Origin of the sequence: Comamonas sp. MYb396 (assembly GCF_037479555.1) — a bacterium.
GTDB lineage: Bacteria > Pseudomonadota > Gammaproteobacteria > Burkholderiales > Burkholderiaceae_C > Comamonas.
Genome location: NZ_JBBGYU010000003.1, coordinates 43080 through 65711 on the forward strand (window position 1 = coordinate 43080; position 22632 = coordinate 65711).

Here is a 22632-nt window from a genome sequence, read left to right on the forward strand (position 1 = left end):
GCAATTTCTGCCTGATAACGCGCCCCATCAAGTGCCAGCAGCTCTGATTCTTGATTTCCTGATTCTCCATCCCGCCCCTTTCCCACAGCAGCTGCCAATGGCGATACAGTTGGGGCATGTCCGCTCACGCCTCCCCCCAACCCTCTACCGCAGACCGCGCCACGCGCCAGCGCGAAGTCGTGGCCGCCCTGCGCAAGCTGCTGCCCGATGACTGCCTGCTGTGGCACGACGAGGACACCACGCCCTATGAATGCGATGGCCTGACGGCCTACCGCCAGCGCCCGCTGGTAGTGGCGCTGCCCGAGACCTATGCCCAGGTGCAGGCGGTGCTGCAGGCCTGCCATGCGCTGCAGGTGCCCGTGGTGGCGCGCGGCGCCGGTACCGGCCTGTCCGGCAGCGCGCTGCCGATTGCGCTGGGCGTGACCTTGTCGATGGCGCGCTTCAACCAGATCCTGCACATCGACCCGGCTGCCTGCACAGCGGTGGTGCAATGCGGCGTGCGCAACCTGGCCATCAGCGATGCAGCAGCGCCCTATGGCCTCTATTACGCGCCCGACCCATCGAGCCAGATCGCCTGCACCATTGGCGGCAATATTGCCGAGAATTCCGGCGGTGTGCATTGCCTCAAATACGGGCTCACGGTGCACAACGTGCTGCAGATCAAGGGCTTCACCGTCGAAGGTGAGCCCATCGAGTTTGGCAGCCAGGCGCTGGATGTGCCGGGTTACGACCTGCTGGCCGCCGTGATCGGCAGCGAGGGCATGCTGGCCGTGGCCACCGAGGTGACGGTCAAGCTCATTCCCAAGCCCCAGCTGGCGCGCTGCATCATGGCTAGCTTTGACGATGTGCGCAAGGCGGGTGACGCGGTGGCGGCAGTGATTGCCGCGGGCATCATCCCGGCCGGGCTGGAGATGATGGACAACCCGATGACCGCCGCGGTCGAGGACTTTGTGCATGCCGGCTACGACCTGAGCGCCGAAGCCATCTTGCTGTGCGAGAGCGACGGCACGCCCGAAGAGGTGGCCGAAGAGGTCGCCCATATGAGCCAGGTGCTGCGCGCAGCGGGCGCCACTGCCATCAGCATCAGCCAGGACGAAGAAGAGCGGCTGCGCTTTTGGAGCGGCCGCAAGAACGCCTTCCCCGCCAGCGGCCGCATGAGCCCGGACTATATGTGCATGGACTCGACGATTCCGCGCAAGCGCCTGGCCGATATCCTGCTCGCCATCCAGCAGATGGAGAAGAAATACCAGCTGCGTTGCGCCAATGTCTTCCATGCCGGCGACGGCAACCTGCACCCGCTCATCCTGTTCGATGCCAATGACCCCGACCAGCTGCACCGCTGCGAGCTGTTTGGCGCCGACATCCTGGAGACCAGCGTTGCCATGGGCGGCACGGTGACCGGCGAGCATGGCGTGGGCGTGGAAAAGCTCAACAGCATGTGCGTGCAGTTCTCGGCCGAGGAAAACACGCAGATGCTGGCCTTGAAAGCCGCGTTTGACCCGCAAGGCACGCTCAACCCGGGCAAGGTGATTCCGACCCTGAACCGCTGTGCCGAGTACGGCAAGATGCTGGTGCGCGCGGGCAAGCTGTCGCATCCAGATTTGCCACGCTTTTAAGCCGCCGCTGGCGTACCGCCATGTCCGCCCTTGGCTGACAGGCGCCAGCGCCTGCCAAGCGCACAGTCAAGGCAGATCCATGACTGCAAAGGACTGCCTTGAAAAACCACACCCCCACCCTGAGCGCCGCGCTGCTCTGCGCGGCATTGCTGCCCGCCACCGCTGCCCATGCCCAGCACCCCGCACTGCAAAAAGCAGGCGATGTGCAGTATGTCTGCGGCGGCATTGGCATTGATGAATCGACCGCAATGCGTGCGGCGATGAAGGACTACCCGCTGTCGCTGCTGTTTGCGACCAGGTCGGGCGACTACCTGGCAAAGATCCAGGTGGTGATTGCCGATGGCAAGGGGCAGGAAGTGGCGCAGTTCCAGGCCCAGGGGCCCGTCTGCCTGCTGCGTCTGGACAGCGGGCGCTACACCGTGAAGGCCAGCGTCGAGGGTACCAAAACCATTGACCAGAGTGTGGAAGTGGCGCCAGCCGGTACGCCCGGCAAGACACTGGACTACCGCTTCTGATCAGACGGCAGGGCCCAGGCTGCCGGAGACGGCGCTGATGCGGCCCTGGCTGTCCAGATCGGCAACGATGCGGTTCACACCGTGCTGGCCGGTGATGCGTGAGCCGGTCTCCTGCACGCTGAAACCCTTGGCGGGCAGGTAGTGCTGCAGCAGCACGCGGTGGTCCAGCTCAAAATCGCTGATCAGCTGCGAGACGACGGTAGGCACCCGCTCGGGCTTGGGCGCAGTCGTTGGCAGGCCATGGTCGGGATCGATCAGCGCCAGCAAGATGCCTTCGCCATAGTTGCCCAGGTAGTAGCCGGCGCTGTTGTCGGCACCGGCGGCAATCAGGCCGATCACATGCAGGTCTTCCTGGCGCAGCGCGGTGCGCGGCTCGGTGAACAGCGCCAGGTTCTTGGCCGCGCCAAAGCCTTGCAGCTGGCGTGCCACCTCGGTAAAGGCGGGCGCCACCTCAGCCTGGGTATGGGCCCAGATCCACAGCCAGGTGCCTGATTGGAACGAGTAGGAGCCCAGCACCTGCATGCGAAAACGCAGGTCATCGCCAAAGGCGATCAGGCCCTGGGCCGTATCGGCTGACCAGGGGCGGTCGCCCACTTTTTCGGCAAAATCGAGCTGCCGGTCCCAGGCCATGCCGGCATAGGCAGACAGCGCCTCGCGCAGCGCAGGGTCGGCAATCGCGGGGGGAACTTCGGCGTCGCGGGCAGCGGCGGCCTCGAACAGATCGGCCTGGGGGCTGGGCGCTGCCTCGGCTGCAGGTGGGGTGGCAGCTGCTGCGGGCACATCGCCAGCGCTGGGGATGCTGGCCACCGGCGCAGCCAGCTCGGCCGCCGGGTCAAAGGCCGGCTCACGCGTGCCGCGCGCGGGCTCTTGCGACGCAGGGCCTGTCAGCGCCTCGGACGGGTGCGGGCTCGGGGTATCAGCGGGGGCAGCCGTTGGCGCGGACGGGTTCAGCCAGCCAAACAGTTTTTGCCACAATCCCATGGTGTTGATTCTCCTGCGGTAGCGGCACGCCCCATGCGCCCCAAGCGTCAAAGACCACAGCTTTGGGCCTATTGACGCTCAAAATGGGCACCTGCGCGCACCCATCGCCGCTTTGCTGCTATCAGTATAGGTGCAAACCACCATACCCCTGTTTTGCAGTTGCAACGGGGTGTAGGTCCACACTGTACAGGATGGGCTTGGCCGCTGCGCAAAACCGGCTCTCGCCTACCAGCGCCCGCCGCGCCGCTTGCGCTCAGTTCAGCGCCATGCTCAGGCGGCGGCGGTAGCTGCTCAGCAGCGCGCCCACCTCGTCTTCCTGCTTGCTGGCCTTGCCCGTCAGCGCAATGCCGCCGGCCGTGGTGCCCGGCACCGTGTCTGCGGCCTTGGGCTTGGGCGGGGTCAGCAGCTCCAGGATGGCGACAAACAGCTTGCGCGCAGCCTGGTCGTTCCAGGTTTTGTCGCGCATGATGATCTCCAGCAGCTCGTCCATGCTGGCCGTCCACTGGCCTTCGGCCATCAGCGCCTGCGCCTTGGCAAATCGGGTGTCGAAATCGCGCTTGTTGGCGGCGATCGCGGCATCGAACTGCTCCAGCGGCCAATCGCCCCGGTCGTCTTCGTGCACAAAGCGGATCGCCTGGGCCCAGGCCTTGAGCGCGACAAAGCGCAGCGGCTGCTGGATACGCTTGAGCGGCTCCTCGATCTGGGCTTCGGCCTCGGTCACCGCGCCCGTCTGGATCAGCAGGCGGGCATAGTCAAAACGGGCATCGTCATTGCTGGGGTCGGCCGCCAGCGACTCTTGCAGCATCTGCAGCGCGGCCTGCACATCGCCGCTGTCGAGCAATTGCTGGGCTTCATCAGCGCCCGCTTCGGCGGCCATCGCGGCCTCGGAGGGCAGGTGCTTGTCCAGAAACTCGCGCAGCTTGCCCTCTGGCTGGGCGCCCATGAAGCCGTCGACGGGCTTGCCGCCCATCATCAGCACGCAGGTGGGGATGGAGCGGATGCCGAACATGCCTGCCAGCTGCTGCTCCTGGTCGGAATCGATCTTGGCCAGCTTGAAGCGGCCGCCGTAGTCGACCTCGAGCTTATCCAGCATGGGGCCCAGGGTTTTGCAAGGGCCGCACCAAGGTGCCCAAAAGTCCACCAGCACGGGCACCTGCATGGATGCCTGGATGACTTCGGCTTCAAAATTCTCAATGGTGACGTCGATCATGTCGCTAAAAATCCGTGTTGATCAGGCAGCTTCACTGCAAAAAGTAAAATGGCGGGTTCCACCCTGGCGCGGGACCGGCATTCTTGCCCTTTGACACCCGCCAACCCACACTATGACACCCATCCAAGTTGGCGTGGTCATGGGCTCCAGCAGCGACTGGGAGACCATGCAGCACGCAGTTGCCATTCTCCAGCAATTCGGTATTGCCTTTGAGGCCCAGGTGGTCTCGGCCCACCGCATGCCTGACGACATGTTCCGTTTTGCTGAGAGCGCCGTAGAACGGGGCCTCAAGGCCATCATCGCCGGCGCTGGGGGCGCAGCCCACCTGCCTGGGATGATAGCCGCTAAAACCCCGGTGCCCGTGCTGGGCGTGCCGGTGGCCAGCCGCCACCTGCAAGGCGTTGATTCGCTGCACTCCATCGTGCAGATGCCCAAGGGCGTGCCGGTCGCCACCTTTGCGATCGGCCAGGCAGGCGCTGCCAATGCCGCCCTGTTTGCCGTGGCCATGCTGGCCAACGAAGACCCTGCGCTGCGCGCCAAGCTCGATGCCTTCCGCGCCGAGCAGACCGAGGCGGCCCGCAACATGACCTTGCCGGTGAACGAATGAGCACCATGAGCCCCAGCGCCCCGGCGCACCACCAGACCCAAGTGATCTTGCCCGGCGCCACCTTGGGCGTGCTGGGCGGCGGCCAGCTGGGCCGCATGTTTGCCCACGCCGCCCAGTCGATGGGCTATTTCACCGCCGTGCTGGATGCGGATGCGACCAGCCCGGCCGGCCTGGTCAGCCACCACCATGTGCGCAGCGGCTATGAAGACCCGCAAGGCCTGGCCGAGCTGGCTCGCCTGTGCGCTGCGGTGACCACCGAGTTCGAGAACGTGCCCGCTGCCGCGCTGAACCAGCTCGCGCAAAGCCTGCCGGTCTCGCCCGCAGGTTCCTCCGTGGCCATCGCCCAGGACCGCGCCGCAGAAAAAGCCCATTTCGTGAAATGCGGCGTTCCCTGCGCGCCCTATGCCGTCATCGAGACGGCCGAGCAGCTGGCCGCCGTCAACGACGCGCTGCTGCCCGGCATCCTGAAAACCGCGCGCATGGGCTATGACGGCAAGGGCCAGATACGTGTCAAGACCCGCGAAGAGCTGAACGCGGCCTGGGACGAGCTCCAGCATGTGGCCTGCGTGCTCGAAAAGATGCTGCCACTCGCCCATGAATGCTCGGTCATCGTCGCGCGCAGCCGCAACGGCGATATCGTGCACCTGCCGGTACAGCGCAACCTGCACCGCGAAGGCATTCTGGCCGTGACCGAGGTCTATGCCGGCAACCTGCCTGCCGCGCAGGCCGAGCAGGCCATTGCGGCGGCCCAGTCCGTGGCCCAGGGCCTGGACTATGTCGGCGTGCTCTGCGTGGAGTTCTTTGTGCTCGACGGCGGCCAGCTGGTCGTCAACGAGATCGCCCCGCGCCCGCACAACAGCGGCCACTACAGCCAGAACGCGCTGGATGTGTCGCAGTTCGAGCTGCAGGTGCGCTGCATGGCCAACCTGCCCTTGGTGCAACCGCGCCAGCACAGCGCCGCCATCATGCTCAACCTGCTGGGCGACCTGTGGTTCAAGGACAGCGCCAGCGCGCAGACCCCGGCCTGGGACCAGGTGCTGGCCCTGCCCGGCTGCCACCTGCACCTGTACGGCAAGGTCGATGCCAAGCGTGGCCGCAAGATGGGCCACCTGAACATCACGGCTGCCACACCCGAGCAGGTGCGCGAGACGGCCCTGAAAGCCGCTGCCATCCTGGGCATTGCCGCGTTCTAAGAGGACTACACGTGATTCTGGATGGAAAGCTCGACGCCTCGGTGCGCGCTGCGGCGCTGGCGCTGCAGGCGGGGCAACTGGTGGGCCTGCCGACCGAGACGGTCTACGGCCTGGCCGCCGACAGCGACAACGATGCCGCCGTGGCGCAGATCTTCAGCGCCAAGGGCCGGCCCGCCGACCACCCGCTGATCGTGCATGTGGCCGATGCCGCCGGCGTGCAGCGCTACGCCAAGGCCGTGCCGGTGTTTGCCCAGCAGCTCATCGATGCGTTCTGGCCCGGTCCCCTCACCCTGATCCTGCCGCGCCTGCCCGGTGCGGCCGTGGCCTCGACGGCGGGACAGGACAGCGTGGGCCTGCGCTGCCCCTCGCACCCGGTGGCGCAAGCGGTGCTGCAGGCCTGCCAGCAGCTCAGCCCGCCCGTCTGGGGTGTCTCGGCACCCAGCGCCAACCGCTTTGGCCGCGTCAGCCCGACCACGGCCGCCCATGTGGCGGCGGAACTGGGCGACGATCTGCTGGTGCTCGATGGCGGCGCCTGCGACATCGGCATTGAGTCGACCATTGTCGATTGCACGCGCGGCGTGCCCGTGCTGCTGCGCCCCGGCGCCATCACGCGCGACGATATCGAGCGCGCCTGCGGCAGCCGCCCCTTGTCGATGCAGGAGCTGAGCGCCGATACCCCGCGCGCCTCGGGCACCTTGCTCGCGCACTATGCGCCCAGCGCCAAGGTCCGGCTGATGGATGCCAAGCAGCTGCAATCGGCGCTCGATGTGCTGGGGGCCGACGCGCGCCATATCGCCATCTACCACCGCAGTCCGCTGCGCAGCGCCAGCCCCCATCTGCGCTTGCAGCCCATGCCCGATGCGCCGCTGGCTGCGGCCCGCGAGCTGTTTGGCCTGCTGCGCGACTTGGACGACTGGGGTGCCAAGCTCATCTGGATCGAGACCCCGCCGGAGACGGCCGACTGGGAAGGCGTCAGCGACCGCCTGCAGCGCGCGGCGGCGGCTGGCTGATGGGCCTAGCCCCTGGCGTTTTACCTCTCTTTACCTCATCACCTTGGTGGCCTGGATCAGCCTCGCTACACTACGCTCTACTTACTGGAGAACTCACATGGCAGCAAATTGGATGCGCCGTACCGTGTTGACCGCCGTGGCTGGTGCCTCGGTGGCCATGCTGGCGGCCTGCGGATCGAGCTCAACGGCGGACTCGATTCGCCCCGACAGCATCGTCACCTTTGGTGATGCAATGTCCGACCTGGGCCAAAACCCCAATGGCCGTCCCTACTCGGTCAGCAACGGCAGCTACAACAACTGGACGCGTGAAATCGCCTACCGCTATGACCTGACGATCACGGCGGCCAAGGAAGGTGGCACCGCCTATGCCTACGGCAATGCCCGCGTGTCCCAGGCCGATGCGACCGGCGTGACCAATGCCCCCTCCATCACCGCGCAGATCGACAGCTACCTCGCTGCCAACCCGACCTTCAGCAGCAAGCAGTTTGTGCTGATGAGCGGCGGCATGAGCGACGTGATTGCCGGCTACAACGAATACGCCGCTGGCACCAAGACCCGCGACCAGTACCTGGCCGACATGACCACCGCCGGCCAGCAAATGGCTGCGCAGGTGCGCCGCCTCAACACCGCAGGCGCCCCCCGCGTGCTGACCGTGGGCACGCCCAACCTGGGCCGCACCCTGTGGGCCACCACGCTGGACAACGCGCAACCCAGCGCCGACCCCAAGCCATCGAACACCCTGGAAGCGGCTACCACCGCCTTCAACAATGGCCTGCTGAACGCCTTGTATGGCCTGTCGGGCACCCAGGTGCTGTACGCCGATGTGCAGTACTACTTCAACTCGATGACCGGCAACCCTGGCAGCTACAGCTTCACCAACTACACCGATCCGGCCTGCACCACCGCAGATGCCACCAATGGTCTGAACATTGGCGTCAACCAGATCAACTCGTCGCTGTGCACCGCCGACACCCTGGTGGATGCCTCCAAGATCGACCAGTACCTGTTCTCCGACCTGGTGAACTACACGCCCCAAGCGCACCGCCGCTTTGGCGACTGGGTCTATGACCGCATGAAGGCCAACTGGTAAGCCATCGCTCTTTCAGCGAACTACACAGCAAAAATGGACACCGAGGTGTCCATTTTTTATGGCCGCTGCAACGCGACCGAGGCAGATCAGACCCGCGGATCAAGCCTGCATGCTGCCAAACTTGCCGCTGTTGAAGTCATTGACCGCCTGCACGATCTCCTGCTGGCTGTTCATCACAAAGGGGCCGTAGCCAACGATGGGCTCGTCGATGGGCTCGCCGCTCATCAGCAGCAGGGCCGCATCGCCATTGGCCTCCAGGCTCAGCTTGCGGCCTTCCTGGGCCATCACCACCAGCTGCGCCTCGCGCGCCACATCGTTGCCGTTGACCAGCACGGTGCCCTGCACGATGGCCAGCGCCGTGCTCCAGCCCTCAGGCAGTTCCAGCTCCAGCTTTTCACCGGCGACCAGGCGCAGATCCCAGACCTGCATCGGCGTAAAGGTCTTGGCGGGGCCTTGCTGGCCTTGGTAATCGCCGGCAATCACGCGCAGCTGGCCGCCACCGGGCAAGGCCACCGCAGGGATCTGCGATTGCACGATGGCCTGGTAGCCAGCGGCTGCGCCCTTGTCCTTGGCAGGCAGGTTGACCCAGAGCTGCAGCATGCGCAGCTTGCCGCCCTTGGCGGTAAAAGCAGGCGAATGGAACTCCTCGTGCAGAATGCCGGCGCCGGCCGTCATCCATTGCACATCGCCGGGGCCGATCTCGCCGCCCTGGCCGGTAGAGTCCCGGTGCGCCACCTCGCCGTCATAGACGATGGTCACGGTCTCAAAGCCCCGGTGCGGGTGCTGGCCCACACCGCGCGGTGCGCTGGCAGGGGCAAACTCGGCCGGGCCGGCAAAATCGAGCAGCAAGAAGGGGCTCAACAGCTTGCCATGGCTTTGGTAGGAAAACAGTGAACGCACAGGAAAGCCGTCGCCAACCCAGTGCTGGCGGGGTGCGTCTTGGACATGCAGTACGTTTTTCATCGGGGATTCCTGTCTGGCCTCCAAGCTAGGTGTCGGAAGGCTGTACCGTTATTGTGGGGTTGAAACACTGCGAGCGGTAGACGGCATAATTCGCCTTGATAGTTCTATTTCTTGAACGATAAAGGCCATCCAGCCGAGCGCCCCATGCAGCAATTTGACCTCAACGACCTGTTCTATTTCGTCCAAGTCGTCGACCACGGCGGCTTTGCGCCCGCCGGGCGCGCGCTGGGCATGCCCAAGTCCAAGCTCAGCCGCCGCATTGCGCTGCTCGAAGAACGCCTGGGCGTGCGCCTCTTGCTGCGCTCCACGCGCAAGTTTGCCGTGACCGAGCTGGGCCAGACCTACTACCAGCACTGCAAGGCCATGCTGGTCGAGGCCGAGGCCGCGCAGCTGAGCATCGAGGCGGTGCAGTCCCAGCCCCGGGGCGTCGTGCGCCTGAGCTGCCCCATCACCTTGCTGCATGAACTGGTCGAGCGCATGCTGACCGACTTCATGGTCATGTACCCGGAGGTGACGATCCAGCTGGAGGCCACCAACCGCCCGGTCGATGTGATTGGCGAGGGCTTTGACCTGGCGATCCGCGTGCGCACCATGCCGCTCGAAGACAGCGACTTGTCGGTGCGCATGCTCTCGGTCCATGCCCAGCACCTGGTGGCCAGCCCCATCCTGACCGCGCGCCAGGGCATTGTACGCAGCCCCGCCGATCTGTCGCAGTGGCCCAGCCTGTGGCTGGGCTCACCCGAGCAGCAGTTTGTGTGGAAGCTCGAACACGACAGCCTGCCCAGCATCCAGGTCCCGCACACGCCGCGCCTGATCACCACCGACATGGTGGCGCTGCGCAGCGCGGCGATGGCCGGCCTGGGTGTCGTGCAGTTGCCGATGATCATGGTGCACGAGCAGCTGGACAAAGGCACCTTGGTCAAGGTGCTGCCCGAATGGGGCCCGCGCAAGGAGGCGGTGCATGCGGTGTTTGCCTCGCGCCGAGGCATGCTGCCGGCGGTGCGGGCGCTGATCGACCATCTGGCGGCCGCATTCGCCAAAGTGCCCGGCTGCTGAGGCGGCCGGGCACTGTGGTTGCGGTAAGCGCGAGGACTACCCAGCGCTGATTACAGCTTCAAAATCCGCGCCGCATTGCCATGCAGCAGCTTGGGCAGTACGGCCTCGTCAAAGCCCAAGGCCAGAAAGTCGTCAATGCTCTGGCCGATGGGACGGAAGGGGTAGGACGAGCCAAACAGCAGCTGGTCGCCCAGGAACTGGTTGGCCGCCTGCACATAGGCCTGGTGGCCGGGCTGGAACACATACATGTCCGGCACCAGGTAGACATTGGCGTAGCGGAAGGCCAGGCCAATGGCCTCCTGCACGCGCGGCCAGTAGCCGTGGTAGACGACCAGCGGCAGATCGGGAAAGGCCTGCGCCACCTTGGCCAGGCACGCCGGGTCGTTGAAGCTCGGGTCCGGGGTGGTCGGGCCGCTCATCAGGAACACCGGCACACCCAGCTCCCGCGCGCGCTCATAAACGGGCCAATACACGGGGTCATCGGGGTGGCGCGCCGGGTCGCCAAAGCCGGGCTCCAGGTCGATGCCGCGCAGGCCCAGCTGCTTGACGGCCCGCTCGATCTCGTCGAGCGCCGCCTGCTCGCCTTGCAGCACCGGGTCCACCCCGGCAATGCCCAGCAACTCGCTATGGCCCTGCACGATCTGGTGGATGGTGTCGTTGGGCAGGTGCTGCGAAGGCGTGTGCCGCCCCACGACCACGGCCTGGCTCAGGCCGGCATCGCGCACCGCCTTTAAAAAGCCCTCCTGGGTCAGCGATTCCTCAAAATGCTTGTCGCTGCCGCGCGTGCCCACGCGCCGGTTCAGCCAGCGGGCGGTGTCATGCTCGGGCGAGCCGGGCGTTGCGCCAAAAAAGTTGTGCAAGAACGCTGGCCGGCAGCGCATATCGATCACGGGCAGGCTCATGAAGCCGACTCCTTCCATTGTTGAACACCACGAACATCAAACGCGCCGCCAGTCTGCGAGCGCGCGGTGGTCACGCTCTTCTTGCCCAGCAGCGGAAACACCAATTCGGCAAAGCGGATCGACTCCTCCAGGTGCGGGTAGCCCGACAGCACAAAGGTATCGGCGCCAATGTCCATGTACTCGCGCAGGCGCTCGGCCACGGTGGCCGCATCGCCCACCAGCGCGGTACCGGCACCGCCACGCACCAGGCCGACACCGGCCCAGAGGTTGGGTGCCACCTCCAACTTCTGGCGGTTGCCACCATGCAAGGCCGCCATGCGCGCCTGGCCGACCGAGTCCATGCGCGCATAGTTCTGCTGCGCTTTCGCAATGTCTTCGTCGGTCAGCTTGCTGATCAGGCGATCGGCATCGGCCCAGGCTTCCTCGTTGGTCTCGCGCACGATCACATGCAGGCGCACACCCAGGCGCAGCTGGCGGCCGGCAGCGGCGGCACGCGCCCGGATATCGGCAAACTTGCGCGCCACGGCCTGCGGCGGCTCGCCCCAGGTCAGGTAGGCATCGACATGCTTGGCTGCCAGGTCATGGGCAGCGTCGGACGAGCCGCCAAAGTACAAAGGCGGATGGGGCTTTTGCAGCGGTTCGAAAAAGTTCTTGCTCTGCTTGACCTTGAAGTACTTGCCCTCGTGGTCCACCGTCTCGCCGGCCAGCAGGCGCCGCCAGATGCTCAGAAACTCATCGGCATAGGCATAGCGCTCGTCATGGGCCAGAAACACGCCATCGGCCTCCAGCTCGGTGGCATCGCCCCCAGGCACCACATTGAGCAGCAGGCGCCCTGCCAGCGCCTGGTCCAAGGTAGCGGCCTGGCGCGCACTGGGCACCGGCATGCCCAGCGAGGTGCGCAGCGCCACCAGCAGCTTGATGCGCTGGGTGACCGCCACCAGGCTGGATGCCACCACCCAGGGGTCCAGGCAGGAGCTGCCGGTCGGAATCAGCAGCCCGTCATAACCCAGGTTCTCGCTGGTGGTGGCAATGCTGCGCAGGTACTCGGGCGTGGGCTGGCGGCCAAAGTCCGAGGCACCCAGGTAGCGGGTGTCGCCGGAGGTGGGCAGGAACCAGAACAGCTCCGGTGGGGATGAGGTAGAGGCCATGGCAAAGGGTCAGGGAGGCTGCAAGGCAAGGGCGTGCAGCAGACGCCGCAGGACATGCTGCGCCAGCCCGCCGGCAGCGCATGCAGGCAGGTGGCGTTTGAAAAGAAGCCTGGACGCGCTTAAGCGGCCTGGCGCTCCAGCGCATGCAAGGCAGGTTGGCTGCTGCGCTGGCTGTGCGCCAGCGCGCTCAGCACCGGCACCGCCAGGTCCACGGCCAGTGCGATATGCTTGTGCAGCGCTTCGCTGACCACCACACCGCCCTGGATGTCTTCGGGCGTTGCATAGACGCCGATCGGCAAGGTCAATGCCGAGAAAAAGCCGAACAGCGGGCGCAGCTGGTGGTCCAGCACCAGCGAGTGGCGCGGGCTGCCGCCGGTCGCGGCCAGCAACACGGGCGTGCCCTGCAGCGCATGCTGGTCGACCAGGTCAAACAGGTGCTTGAGCAGGCCCGGCAGGCTGCCCCGGAACACGGGCGAGCCGACGATCAGGAAGTCCGCCGTCTCGATCGCCTCCAGCGCATCACGGGCGGCGGCGGGCAGCGCATCCTTGTACAGCACCGGGCCGATGTCGGCCACCAGATCGACCAGGTCGATATGGCGCACATCCAGGCGCACGGCCTGGGCGGACTGGCCCAGGGCCTGGCCCAGTTGCAGGTGCAAGCTGTCGAGCAGGCTGCGGGTGCGCGAAGGCTTGCCCAGGCTGCCATTGACGATGACGGTTTTCAAGATGCGGCTCATGTTCATTCCAGTCGTTCACACGCAAGGGGCCAGGGCCCGGCCTATCCGGGTCGCTGCCTCCAGCGTCAAGACAACCATTACAACCACTGCGCCGCCGCAGGCCAAGGAATGAAATCTCATGTTCTTATGCGTTTTTTGCTGCGAGCCCCACCTGCCAGAAGTAGACCGGCTCGGCGCCGTTGAGCAGCATGTCGCCCACCGACTTGGCCTTGTAGATGACCGGGTTGTGCGAGGCCAGGGTGCGGGCATTGCGCCAGTGGCGGTCCAGCCGCAGGTCCTCGGCCAGCGCGCTCGACCCGCCCACATCGAACATGCGCGTCGCCGCCTGCAGCACCGCATCCACCACGGCAACCTGGGCCTGGGCCGCACGCAGCTCCAGCGCATCGAGCTGGGCCTTGTCGGCACGCGCCTGGCCCGCCTCGGCACTGCGCAGGACCGGGCCCAGCGCCTGGGCCACATCGCGCACCACCAGCTCGCTCATATAGGCGGTGCTGGCCAGCTGGCCCACGATCTGCTGCACCAGCGGATCGTCCTTGGGCAAGGCCGCTGCGCCATGGCTGAACACGCGGCGGCGCGCCTGCACATAGGCCAGGGTGTCGCGGCTCAGCGCGCGGGCAATGCCCGCCAGGCTCGCCAGGTGGAAGAGCTGCGCGAATGCCACTATTGGCGAAGGCTCGCCCGCGCGGAACTGCAGCACCGCATGCGCTGGCACCGGCACATCGCGCAGCACCGTGGTGCCCGATCCGGTCAGCCGCTGGCCAAAGCCACGCCAGTCATCAAGCCGCTCCACACCGGCCGCATTCCCGGCCACCAGCGCATGCACCGTCTGGTCGGGCTGGCCCGGCACCACCGCGCGCGCCAGCACGCTGATCCAGTCCGCATACAAGCTGCCGGTGCTGTAGAACTTTTGGCCATGGAGCCGCCACTGGCCAGGCGCCGCATCGTCAGGCACCAAGGTGGTCTGCAGGCTGCCCACGGCCCCCTCGCCCACCTCGGTGGTGGCATTGCCAAAGGTGGCGCCCTGGGCCACCAAGGGCAGCCAGTGGCGCTGCGCCTCGGCCGTGCCTTGGTAGAGCACGCGGTCCACAAACAGAAAATGCGGGCGCAGGATCTGGGTCAGGTTGGGGTCAGCCTCGGCCAGGTCCACCAGCAAGGCCACCAGCTGCTCCAGCGACGCGCCACTGCCACCCAGGCTTGGGGGCAGGCGCAAGGCGGTAAAGCCGCTCTCGCGCAGCCATTGCAGCGGTGCATGGGCGAGAGTGCGGCTGTGCTCGCGCTCGGCAGCACCTTCGGCAATGCGCGCAAACACCGGGGCAAAGCGCTGCTGCAGATCAGCCAGGCGCGGGGCCTTGGCGTCAGCAACTTCGGGCACTGGGCGTGTCAGCGTGGCCTCGGTCATGGCGCGGCCTTCGCGGCGTTCTTCCAGGGCAGCGAATAGAGCTTGGCGTCATCGGCAAACGAGGCGCTGATCTGCTTGGCGACCGCGGGCGACGCCTGGTAGAGCTGCACAAACTGCGCAATGCGCGGGTCCTGCTTGCGGTCGCTGCGGGCCACAAAGCGGATCGCGTAGTACAGGTCATCGACGGTGGAGTACAGCAGCGCACGGCTGGCCAGCTCGCGCTGGCCGGCGTTGACCAGGTGGGCCGGATAGCCCTGGGCAAGGGCCACATCGTCAATCGCCCGCACCAGCTGCGGGCCCTCCACCTCCAGCAGCTTGAGCTTGCGCGGGTTGCCGACGATGTCGTTGACGCTGGCCTTGGCGCCTACGCCGGGGCGCAGGCTGATAAGCCCGGCCGTCTGCAGCAGCAGCAAGCCCCGGGCCTGGTTGACCAGGTCATTGGCGACACCGACCGAAGCGCCCGTCGGGATATCGGCCAACGCCGCATACTTTTTCGAATACAGGCCGATATTGGGCAGCAGGCCCACACCCACGCTCTCAATCTTGTAGCCCCGGTCGCGGATCGCATTGTCCAAAAAGGCCTGGTGCTGGAAGTAGTTGATATCGATATCGCCGGCATCCAGTGCAGTGTTGGGCGTGGTCCAGTCGGTGAACTCGATCACCTGCACCTCCAGCCCAGCCTGGCGCGCCTCCTTGGCGGCGACCTGGACCGAGTCGGCCAGCGAGCCGGGCGTGACCCCGATTTTCAACGGAGCAGCCACGGCAGTAGCGGCACTGACCACCGCCACGGCACCGGCGCCCAGCGCCAGCAGGTATTTTTTCAGCGCAAACATCGTCATCGTCTTTCCTTCGTTGGGTGGCTGGCTCACTTCAGCCAGGGCAGGCTGTAGAAGCGGCTTTCATTGGCGTACGAGGCATGGATCTGCTGGCGCACCGCCTGGGATTGCTGGTAGATATCGATGAACTGGCGCACCCGCGCGTCCTTCACGTTGTCGGCCCGGGTGACAAAGTGGATGGCCCAGAAGGCATCCGTGCCGACGCTGTAGTACAGGCCCTGGCGGGCGGTCTCCAGCTGGCCCGCCTGCAGCAGGCCACCCAGGCTCACCACGGTGATGTCTGCATCATCCAGCGCCCGCGCCAGCTGGGGCCCGGCCACTTCGATGAACTTGAGCTTCTTGGGATTGCTGGCGATGTCGTCGATCTGGGCCAGTTGCGGCGCATTGGCGCGCAGGGTGACCAGGCCCGCATCGCGCAAGGTGGCAATGGCACGCGCCTGGTTGGAGGTGTCATTGGCCAGCGCCACGCTGGCGCCGGTGGGCAGGCTCGCCAGGCTTTTGTAGCGCTTGGAGAAGATGCCGATATTGCCGCGCGAGCCCACGGCCACGGCACGCAGGTCCTGGCGGTTTTCGCGGTTGAAGGTATCGAGAAAGGCCTGGTGCTGGTAGTAGTTCAGGTCCAGATCGCGGTTGACCAGCGCGGTATTGGGCAGGGTCCAGTCGGTGAACTCGACGATCTGGACGTCGAGCCCCTGGGCCTTGGCCTCGCGCGCTGCAATCTGGGCCGAATCGGCCAGCGACCCGGGCGTGACGCCGACGCGCAGTGGCTGGGCCTGGGCGGCGCCCAGGGTGGCGAGTGACAGCAGCAGGGCTGTCAATGAGGAGAAAAACTTCATGGCTGCTTTCAAAAAAATCTCGGTGCTTAGAGCCGGTAACACGACCCAGCAAACCGAAGGTTTGCGGTTGAGACTAGGCGTCAAACCGCAGGCAGTACAGGCGTACGACAAGGCTTGGCAACGACGTATCAAGGGTTGTGTTAACGGCTCTTATCGGCGCTGCCGCGCGCCGGGGTGGTTGGCGGGCAGACCATCGCCACGGCCAAACAGCTTGTGGCGCAGGCTGCCTTCTTCGTAGCGCGTGCGGTAGCGGCCGCGGTTTTGCAGCTCGGGCACGGCCAGGCTGGCAAAGTCCTCCCAGGTCTCGGGCACGACGATGCGGGTGAGATTGAAGCCATCGATCTCACCGACATCGATCCAGCGCTCCAGCGCATCGGCCACCTGCTGCGGGTCGCCGACGATGGTGTTGTAGCGGCTGCCCAGGCTGAACTGTTCGAGCAGCTTGCGCCGCGTGGTCAGGCCCTGCTGCTGGGCGGCCTGCACGGCCGACTGGATGGCATTGCCCTGGCCGTAGACGATGGGCTCGTCCAGGTCGTACTGCGCAAAGTCCACGCCGGTGCTGGCGGCGAAGTGCGCCAGGCCCCCTTCGGCACTGGCATAGGCCAGGTAGTCGGCGTATTTCTCTTCGGCCTCGGCCTGGGTGGGCGCCACCACCACGGCCGCGCCCACATAGATCTTGATGTCATCGGCCCTGCGCCCAGCGGCCACGGCGGCCGCACGCAGCTTGCGCGAGGCGTCCCTTGCGGCTTCCGGCGTGCGCGCTCCGATAAAGATGCCCTCGCCATGCTGGCCGGCAAACTGCAGCCCACGCTGCGAGGTGCCCGCCTGGAACAGCACCGGCGTGCGCTGCGGCGATGGCGCGCTCATGTGGATCGCATTGGCGCGGTAGAACGGGCCATCATGCACCACAGGGTGTACCTTGTCCGGCAGGGTATGGATGCGGCGCGCCTTGTCGGCGATCACGGCGCCATCCTCCCAGCTGCCTTCCCAGAACTTGTAGGCCAGCGCCAGAAAGTCATCGGCGCGGTCGTAGCGGCTGTCATGGTCGGCCAGGCCGTCCTGGCCCAGGCCGCGCGCGCCGCTGTCCACATAGCCGGTGACGATGTTCCAGCCGATGCGGCCATTGCTCAGCTGGTCCAGGGTGGTCACATCGCGGGCAAAGGTGTAGGGCTGGTGGGCGTTGACCGTCGCCGTCAATCCAAAGCCCAGGTGTTCGGTCACCGCCGCCATGGCCGATACCAGCAGCCAGGGGTTGTTCACCGGCAGCTGGATCGCCTCGCGCAGGGTCAGGTCCACGCCGCGTTGGTAGACGTCGTAGTAGCCCACCACGTCGGCGATAAAGATGCCGTCGAACAGGCCGCGCTCCAGCAGCTTGGCGATATCGGTCCAGTACTTGAGCGTGTGGTACTGGGTGGACTGGTCGCGCGGATGCGTCCACAGGCCGTGGTGGATATGTCCGACGCAGTTCATGTTGAACGCGTTGACATGCATGATTTTTTTGTCAGTCATAGCCAGTGCGGGTGAGCGCAATCAGTGAATGCCAGGGGTAGCGCCGCCGATCACCACGAAGGGATGACCACGCCATTGAAGGCCTGCTGGATATAGCTGCGCACCTCGTCGGTGCGGTAGGCCGCTACCAGCTGCGGCACCCAGGGGGCGTTGCGGTTTTTCTCCTGCACCGCAATCAGGCAGACATAGGGGCTGTCGCCGCCCTCGACCAGCAGCGAATCCTTCGTGGGGTTGAGCCCCGCCTTGTAGGCATAGTCGGCATTGATCGCGGCCAGCTCCACATCGTCCATCGCGCGCACCAGCATCGGTGACTCCAGCTCGACAAAGCGCAGCTTGCGCGGGTTGTCGGTGATGTCCTGGGTCGAGGCAAACACGCCCTTGATCGGGTCAATGCCGGGCTTGAGCTTGATGAGGCCGCCCTTCTCCAACAGCAGCAGCACGCGCCCGCCATTGGCCGGGTCATTGGGCAGCGCAATCTGCGCGCCCACCGGCACGTCTTCGAGCCGCTTGTAGCGCTTGGAGAACAGCGCAATCGGGCCCACCCAGGTGCGACCAAAGCCCACCAGCTTGTAGCCGCGCGCACGGATCGCCGCCTGCAGGAAGGGGCCGTGCTGGAAGCTGTTGGCATCCAGGTCACCTGCATCCAGCGCGGCATTGGGCATCACATAGTCGCTGAAGGACACGATCTCGATCTTGAGACCATAGTCACGCTCGGCCACCTTCTTGACGGCCTCGAACACCTGCTCATGCGGGCCCGAGGTCACCCCCACTTTCAGTACCTTGGTCGTCACCGGTACCGCTGCCTGCGCCGTGCTGCGCCAGGCCCCGGTGGCCAGCGCGGCGCCGGCCGCCAGCGACGAGGACAGAAAACGCCGGCGTTGGCCTGGCAGCGGAGAAGAAAGTTTCTGGGACATGGGAGTTCCTGGATGGCACTCAGGCCAAGGCCTGGGCGCGGGGCGTGGAGAGGGATGGAGAAGCAGCAACGCTTGCCCCACCGACGGAGGGCTGCTGGCGAAACTGCTGGGCATGGTGGTGGGCTGGGAGGCGGTCGCCCTGGCCAAACAGCTTGTGGCGCATGCTGCCGGGCGCATAGGCGCTCTTGTGTAGGCCCCGCGACTGCAGCTCGGGGACGACCAGGTCGATAAAGTCGCCAAAGCATTCGGGCACGACAGTGCGGGCCAGGTTGAAGCCATCGACGCCAGCCTCCTCGACCCAGGACTGCATCTCGTCGGCAATCTGCTGGGCATCGCCGACGACGGTGGCGTAGCGCCCGCCCAGCGCCAGCTCATCGAGCAGGTCGCCCAGGCGGTAGTCCTCGCGGCCATTGGCCAGGCGCTGGATCGAGTTCTCGATGCCATTGCTGCGGTGCTGCTGCAGCAGCGGCGTGTCGCGCTGGTAGGTGGAGAAATCAATGCCGGCCGTGGCAGACAAATGCGCCAGCGCAGCCTCGGGGCTGGCATAGCGGCAGTACTCCTGGTACTTCTCTTGGGCCTGGCGCGTGGTGGCGCCCACCACCGGGGTCATGCCCACCAGCACCTTGATGTCGCCCGGCTGGCGGCCGGCACGCACCGCCTCTTCGCGCAGCTGGCGCACCAGCGCAGCGGTGGCCGCCTTGTCCTGGATGGCCATGAACACGCATTCGGCATGGCGCGCGGCAAACTGCAGGCCTCGGCCCGAGCTGCCCGCCTGCAGCAGCACAGGCGTGCGCTGTGGCGAGGGCTCGCTCAGGTGATAACCATCCACCTGAAAATGCGGGCCGCTGTGCTGCACGCGGCGCACCTGCTGCGGGTCGGCATAGATGCGGCGCGCGCGGTCGCGCAGCACGGCGCTGTCGCTCCAGCTGCCTTCCCAGAGCTGGTAGAGCACGTCCATGAACTCATCGGCCCGGTCATAGCGCGCATCGTGCGCCAGCTGCTGGCGCTGGCCCATGGCGCGGGCGGCCGAGTCCAGGTAACCAGTGACGATGTTCCAGCCAATGCGTCCCTGGGTCAGGTGGTCCAAGGTAGAAAAGCGCCGCGCCAGCAGATAGGGCTGCTCATAGCTGAGGTTGACCGTTACGCCAAAGCCCAGGTGCTCGGTCACCGCCGCCATCGCTGGCACCACCAAGGTCGGGTCATTGATCGGCAACTGCACCGATTCGCGCAAGGTCACATCAACGGACTGCTGGTAGGTGTCGTAGGCGCCGATGATGTCGGCGATAAAGAGGCCATCGAACAGGCCGCGCTCGAGCTCCTTGGCCAGGCGGGTCCAGTAGTCCAGGCGGTGGTAGTGGCTCGATTGGTCGCGCGGATGCGTCCACAGCCCATGGTTGATATGGCCAACGCTGGCCATGTTGAAGGCATTGAGGATGATGGGCGCCCGCGCGCTGGCGGCGGTGCTGGCCATCACAGTGCTCCGTGGCGCGGGGGCAGCACGCCGCTCAGCGCATAGTTGCCGATGGCATGGTATTTCCAGCGCACCGGGTCATGCAAGGTATGGGTGCGCACATTGCGCCAGTAGCTGTCAAAGCCATGCTCGGCAAAGGTGGCTGATGTGCCGCCCAGCTCCAGCAGCTTGTTGGCCGCCAGCAGGCCGGCGGTATGCGCCAGTGCACGCGCCTGCGCGACGGCCACCGAGGCGGCAGCCACCGTGTGCGCCGTGGGCTCCTGCTGCGCGGCATCCACCAGGCTGCCCGCGCGCCGCAGCAGCGCCCGCGCCGCATGCAGGCGCAGCTCCACATTGCCCAGCGCCTGCAGGGTCAAGGGGTCGTCGCTGGCCTGTGCTACACCGGCATCCACCCAGGCACGCGACTGGCTGCGCACAAAGGGCAAGGTGGCGCGCAGCGCGCCCTCGCCAATGCCCAGGTCGATGGCGGCATGGATGATCTGCGCAAACGGGCCGATGGTGCTGGGGCTGTCAAAGCTCGATTGGAAAGGCACAATCCAGGCCTCGTCGATGGCGACGTTCTCCAGCAGCACCGAGCCGCTGCCGGTGACCCGCTGGCCCATGCCATCCCAGTCGTCGATCACCGTCACGCCCGGGGCCGTGCGCGGCACAAACACCATCACGCTGACGGGGTCCTGGGCCGCATCGATGACCTGCATGGTTTGCACCGGAATCCAGTGCGCAAAGATGGCGCCGGTGCAGTAGAACTTGCGGCCATTGAGCACCCAGCCCGACCCGCCCCGCTCCAGCCGCGAGCGGCGGCGGTAGTCGCGGTGACCAATCTCCGACAGCGCATTGCCAAAGCGCTCACCCGCCTGCACCCGTTCGTAGAAAAAGCGCTGCTGCGCCGCGCTGCCGCCCACGCGCAGCACCTCCAGCGCATAGAAATGGTTCTGCGGAATATGGCCCAGCGATCCATCAGCCGCCGCCACCGTGGCGATCAGCTGCGCCACGGTCCAGGCGCTGGCCTGCAGGCCGCCATAGGCGCGCGGCACGGTAATAGCCCAGAGGCCGCTGTCGCTGTAGGCCTCGATTTCTGCCCAGGGCAGGCGGCGCTCGCGGTCGCGCAGTACCGCATCGCCGGCCCAGGCGTCGGCCAGTTGCTGGGCTTTTTGCAGTGCGGCCTGCTCACTGGCAAACACGGGCGGGCGCTGGCGCGGTGCGGGGACGGGTGCTACCGGGTTGGCAGCGGCGATCACGGGGGGAGAGGTAGTCATGGTGCTTGCTCGGCGGCGGGGCGGCAGCGGGCTGCCGGCCTGCGCATCAAAATCGTTGTGCGTTGCGGCGGCTCAGTTCCACTGGTGGCGGCGCGGTGCGCGGCCATTGAGCAGGTAGTTGCCCAGCAGGTGGTATTTCCAGCGCACCGGGTCGTGCAAGGTGTGCACCCGGGCATTGCGCCAAAAGCGGTCCAGGTTGTAGCCGGTGCGGGCCGATGAGGTGCCGCCCAGCTCCAGCAGGCGTTCGCTGGCGTTGAGCGCCGCCTCGGTGGTCAAGATCTTGGCGCGCGCCACGGCCACCGATGCCTGCGCGCTGCTCTCGTCGGTGACGGGTTGCGCAGCCAATGCATCGAGCTGCTGCGCGGCATCGAGCAGCACCTCGCGTGCGGCATCCAGCTCCACCTGCAGCTGGCCAAACTCCTGGATGATGTAGGGGTCCTGCCAGGCATGCTCGACGCCCGAATGCACCCAGGCGCGTGTCTTGTCGCGCACAAACTGGCGTGCCTCGTCAAACGCGCCCTGGGCAATGCCCATGTCGATGGCGGCTTGCAGAATCTGCGATACCGGGCCGGAGAGAGTCGGCCGGTCTTTCAGGTCATGCAGCGCAATCACATCACGCGGCTCGACCTCGACATCGGTCAGCACCACACCACCGCTGGCAGTGGTCTTCTGGCCAAAGGCGTTCCAGTTGTCGATGATCTGCAGACCCGGCGCCGTGCGCCGCACCCAGACCTGCACGGGGCGCTGCGCCTCGTCCTCGGCGCGGAAAGGCACCCAGTGGGCGAACAGCGAGCCGGTGGAGTAGTAGCGCGTGCCGTTGACCAGCAGCCGGCCATCGGCCGTCTGGCGCAGGCTGGCGGTGGCATCACTCAGTTGCGCGGCGCGGCCCTTGCGCTCGGGCCCGGCATTGCCCAGCCGGTGGCCGCTCAGCACATCGGCAAACCAGCGGCTTTGCTGCGCGGGGCTGGCGGTATCGCGCAGGTTCTGCACCAGCGCAAAGTGGTTCTGTGGAATCTGGCCCAGCGATGCATCGGCCGCGCTGATGGTCGCAAACACCTGCACGACGGTGTGCCAGCTGGCCTGCAGGCCGCCATGGCTGCGCGGCACGGTGATGCCGCCCAGGCCGCTGGCGGTGTAGCGCTCGATCTCGTCCCAGGGCAACAGGCGTTCGCTGTCGCGCCGGGCCGCGCCGCCGCGAAAGCTCTCGGCCAGCGCAGCGGCCACTTGCAAGGCCTCGGCCTCGCTGCGGATCTGCGCGGGCTGGCTGGGCGGCAAAGGCAGGCGGGGTGAGAAATCGGCGGGCAACGCTGCGCCCTGGGCAACCGCTGAAGTCATTCGGTGCTTTCTGAAAGGGGTTCGGAGAGAGACAGGCCAGAGACGCGC

21 protein-coding genes are annotated in these 22632 nt (G+C 66.3%); 7 read left to right on the forward strand and 14 right to left on the reverse strand.

Going from position 1 to position 22632, the window contains the following annotated elements; translation table 11 throughout:
- Window positions 1-116: 116 nt before the first annotated feature.
- The gene (locus WH265_RS08080) at window positions 117-1616 is read left to right on the forward strand and encodes an FAD-linked oxidase C-terminal domain-containing protein (protein ID WP_339557904.1); all 1500 of its coding nucleotides are present in this window, start codon (window positions 117-119) and stop codon (window positions 1614-1616) included.
- A 98-nt stretch (window positions 1617-1714) separates the two neighbouring features.
- The gene (locus WH265_RS08085; RefSeq protein ID WP_339557905.1) at window positions 1715-2131 is read left to right on the forward strand and encodes a carboxypeptidase regulatory-like domain-containing protein; all 417 of its coding nucleotides are present in this window, start codon (window positions 1715-1717) and stop codon (window positions 2129-2131) included.
- Here WH265_RS08085 and WH265_RS08090 read toward each other — a convergent pair whose 3' ends face one another.
- Window positions 2132-3112 carry a DUF6882 domain-containing protein gene (locus WH265_RS08090; protein ID WP_339557906.1) on the reverse strand — a complete coding sequence of 327 codons (981 nt, stop codon included), beginning with the start codon at window positions 3110-3112 and terminating at the stop codon, window positions 2132-2134. It lies immediately after the preceding gene.
- Window positions 3113-3365: 253 nt separating this feature from the next.
- Window positions 3366-4322 (reverse strand): thioredoxin, encoded by a 957-nt coding sequence (trxA, locus tag WH265_RS08095; RefSeq protein WP_339557907.1) that lies wholly within the window; start codon window positions 4320-4322, stop codon window positions 3366-3368.
- 112 nt (window positions 4323-4434) lie between these two features.
- On the opposite strand from trxA, the gene purE reads away from it, so the two are divergent.
- The 4 genes from purE (at window position 4435) to WH265_RS08115 (ending at window position 8222) form a co-directional block, all read left to right on the forward strand.
- A complete protein-coding gene (gene purE, locus WH265_RS08100; protein ID WP_021027607.1) occupies window positions 4435-4929 on the forward strand; it encodes a 5-(carboxyamino)imidazole ribonucleotide mutase in 495 nt (164 codons plus the stop codon).
- A 5-nt stretch (window positions 4930-4934) separates the two neighbouring features.
- Window positions 4935-6122, forward strand: coding sequence for a 5-(carboxyamino)imidazole ribonucleotide synthase (locus WH265_RS08105; RefSeq protein ID WP_339557908.1), 1188 nt, complete (start codon window positions 4935-4937; stop codon window positions 6120-6122).
- Between the two features lie 11 nt (window positions 6123-6133).
- Window positions 6134-7132, forward strand: coding sequence for an L-threonylcarbamoyladenylate synthase (locus tag WH265_RS08110; protein WP_339557909.1), 999 nt, complete (start codon window positions 6134-6136; stop codon window positions 7130-7132).
- Between the two features lie 97 nt (window positions 7133-7229).
- A complete protein-coding gene (locus WH265_RS08115) occupies window positions 7230-8222 on the forward strand; it encodes an SGNH/GDSL hydrolase family protein (protein WP_339534637.1) in 993 nt (330 codons plus the stop codon).
- 99 nt (window positions 8223-8321) lie between these two features.
- On the opposite strand, the gene WH265_RS08120 is transcribed toward WH265_RS08115, so the two are convergent.
- A complete protein-coding gene (locus WH265_RS08120) occupies window positions 8322-9185 on the reverse strand; it encodes a pirin family protein (protein WP_339516154.1) in 864 nt (287 codons plus the stop codon).
- Between the two features lie 144 nt (window positions 9186-9329).
- On the opposite strand from WH265_RS08120, the gene WH265_RS08125 reads away from it, so the two are divergent.
- Window positions 9330-10241, forward strand: a complete 912-nt coding sequence (locus tag WH265_RS08125; RefSeq protein ID WP_339557910.1) for a LysR family transcriptional regulator — start codon at window positions 9330-9332, stop codon at window positions 10239-10241.
- Between the two features lie 50 nt (window positions 10242-10291).
- Here WH265_RS08125 and WH265_RS08130 read toward each other — a convergent pair whose 3' ends face one another.
- The 11 genes from WH265_RS08130 to WH265_RS08180 all read right to left on the reverse strand — a co-directional run bounded on the left by WH265_RS08130 (window position 10292) and on the right by WH265_RS08180 (window position 22584).
- A complete protein-coding gene (locus WH265_RS08130; RefSeq protein WP_339557911.1) occupies window positions 10292-11143 on the reverse strand; it encodes an amidohydrolase family protein in 852 nt (283 codons plus the stop codon).
- A complete protein-coding gene (gene ssuD, locus WH265_RS08135) occupies window positions 11140-12291 on the reverse strand; it encodes an FMNH2-dependent alkanesulfonate monooxygenase (protein ID WP_339557912.1) in 1152 nt (383 codons plus the stop codon). The genes WH265_RS08130 and ssuD overlap by 4 nt, the downstream gene beginning before the upstream one ends.
- Window positions 12292-12410: 119 nt before the next feature.
- On the reverse strand, window positions 12411-13028 hold the full coding sequence (locus tag WH265_RS08140) for an NAD(P)H-dependent oxidoreductase (protein WP_339557913.1): 618 nt from the start codon (window positions 13026-13028) through the stop codon (window positions 12411-12413).
- Between the two features lie 124 nt (window positions 13029-13152).
- Complete coding sequence (locus WH265_RS08145; RefSeq protein ID WP_339557914.1) at window positions 13153-14427, reverse strand: acyl-CoA dehydrogenase family protein; 1275 nt, start codon at window positions 14425-14427, stop codon at window positions 13153-13155.
- Window positions 14424-15266, reverse strand: coding sequence for a MetQ/NlpA family ABC transporter substrate-binding protein (locus WH265_RS08150; protein ID WP_445228500.1), 843 nt, complete (start codon window positions 15264-15266; stop codon window positions 14424-14426). The genes WH265_RS08145 and WH265_RS08150 overlap by 4 nt, the downstream gene beginning before the upstream one ends.
- A 26-nt stretch (window positions 15267-15292) precedes the next feature.
- On the reverse strand, window positions 15293-16099 hold the full coding sequence (locus WH265_RS08155; protein WP_339557915.1) for a MetQ/NlpA family ABC transporter substrate-binding protein: 807 nt from the start codon (window positions 16097-16099) through the stop codon (window positions 15293-15295).
- Window positions 16100-16249: 150 nt separating this feature from the next.
- On the reverse strand, window positions 16250-17608 hold the full coding sequence (locus WH265_RS08160; RefSeq protein WP_339557916.1) for an LLM class flavin-dependent oxidoreductase: 1359 nt from the start codon (window positions 17606-17608) through the stop codon (window positions 16250-16252).
- A gap of 50 nt (window positions 17609-17658) precedes the next feature.
- Window positions 17659-18522 carry a MetQ/NlpA family ABC transporter substrate-binding protein gene (locus tag WH265_RS08165; protein WP_339534620.1) on the reverse strand — a complete coding sequence of 288 codons (864 nt, stop codon included), beginning with the start codon at window positions 18520-18522 and terminating at the stop codon, window positions 17659-17661.
- 19 nt (window positions 18523-18541) lie between these two features.
- Window positions 18542-19993, reverse strand: coding sequence for an LLM class flavin-dependent oxidoreductase (locus tag WH265_RS08170; RefSeq protein WP_339557917.1), 1452 nt, complete (start codon window positions 19991-19993; stop codon window positions 18542-18544).
- Complete coding sequence (locus WH265_RS08175; RefSeq protein ID WP_339557918.1) at window positions 19993-21249, reverse strand: SfnB family sulfur acquisition oxidoreductase; 1257 nt, start codon at window positions 21247-21249, stop codon at window positions 19993-19995. The genes WH265_RS08170 and WH265_RS08175 overlap by 1 nt, the downstream gene beginning before the upstream one ends.
- 72 nt (window positions 21250-21321) lie before the next feature.
- Complete coding sequence (locus tag WH265_RS08180) at window positions 21322-22584, reverse strand: SfnB family sulfur acquisition oxidoreductase (protein WP_339557919.1); 1263 nt, start codon at window positions 22582-22584, stop codon at window positions 21322-21324.
- Between the last annotated feature and the right edge of the window lie 48 nt (window positions 22585-22632).

What these genes read in the sequence shown, in the direction of transcription:
- WH265_RS08080 (WP_339557904.1), top strand. Translation starts at nt 117, where the DNA reads ATGTCCGCTCACGCCTCCCCCCAACCCTCTACCGCAGACCGCGCCACG.
- WH265_RS08090 (WP_339557906.1), bottom strand. Translation starts at nt 3,112, where the DNA reads ATGGGATTGTGGCAAAAACTGTTTGGCTGGCTGAACCCGTCCGCGCCA.
- trxA (WP_339557907.1), bottom strand. Translation starts at nt 4,322, where the DNA reads ATGATCGACGTCACCATTGAGAATTTTGAAGCCGAAGTCATCCAGGCA.
- purE (WP_021027607.1), top strand. Translation starts at nt 4,435, where the DNA reads ATGACACCCATCCAAGTTGGCGTGGTCATGGGCTCCAGCAGCGACTGG.
- WH265_RS08105 (WP_339557908.1), top strand. Translation starts at nt 4,935, where the DNA reads ATGAGCCCCAGCGCCCCGGCGCACCACCAGACCCAAGTGATCTTGCCC.
- WH265_RS08115 (WP_339534637.1), top strand. Translation starts at nt 7,230, where the DNA reads ATGGCAGCAAATTGGATGCGCCGTACCGTGTTGACCGCCGTGGCTGGT.
- WH265_RS08120 (WP_339516154.1), bottom strand. Translation starts at nt 9,185, where the DNA reads ATGAAAAACGTACTGCATGTCCAAGACGCACCCCGCCAGCACTGGGTT.
- WH265_RS08125 (WP_339557910.1), top strand. Translation starts at nt 9,330, where the DNA reads ATGCAGCAATTTGACCTCAACGACCTGTTCTATTTCGTCCAAGTCGTC.
- WH265_RS08130 (WP_339557911.1), bottom strand. Translation starts at nt 11,143, where the DNA reads ATGAGCCTGCCCGTGATCGATATGCGCTGCCGGCCAGCGTTCTTGCAC.
- ssuD (WP_339557912.1), bottom strand. Translation starts at nt 12,291, where the DNA reads ATGGCCTCTACCTCATCCCCACCGGAGCTGTTCTGGTTCCTGCCCACC.
- WH265_RS08140 (WP_339557913.1), bottom strand. Translation starts at nt 13,028, where the DNA reads ATGAGCCGCATCTTGAAAACCGTCATCGTCAATGGCAGCCTGGGCAAG.
- WH265_RS08145 (WP_339557914.1), bottom strand. Translation starts at nt 14,427, where the DNA reads ATGACCGAGGCCACGCTGACACGCCCAGTGCCCGAAGTTGCTGACGCC.
- WH265_RS08150 (WP_445228500.1), bottom strand. Translation starts at nt 15,266, where the DNA reads ATGACGATGTTTGCGCTGAAAAAATACCTGCTGGCGCTGGGCGCCGGT.
- WH265_RS08155 (WP_339557915.1), bottom strand. Translation starts at nt 16,099, where the DNA reads ATGAAGTTTTTCTCCTCATTGACAGCCCTGCTGCTGTCACTCGCCACC.
- WH265_RS08160 (WP_339557916.1), bottom strand. Translation starts at nt 17,608, where the DNA reads ATGACTGACAAAAAAATCATGCATGTCAACGCGTTCAACATGAACTGC.
- WH265_RS08165 (WP_339534620.1), bottom strand. Translation starts at nt 18,522, where the DNA reads ATGTCCCAGAAACTTTCTTCTCCGCTGCCAGGCCAACGCCGGCGTTTT.
- WH265_RS08170 (WP_339557917.1), bottom strand. Translation starts at nt 19,993, where the DNA reads ATGGCCAGCACCGCCGCCAGCGCGCGGGCGCCCATCATCCTCAATGCC.
- WH265_RS08175 (WP_339557918.1), bottom strand. Translation starts at nt 21,249, where the DNA reads ATGACTACCTCTCCCCCCGTGATCGCCGCTGCCAACCCGGTAGCACCC.
- WH265_RS08180 (WP_339557919.1), bottom strand. Translation starts at nt 22,584, where the DNA reads ATGACTTCAGCGGTTGCCCAGGGCGCAGCGTTGCCCGCCGATTTCTCA.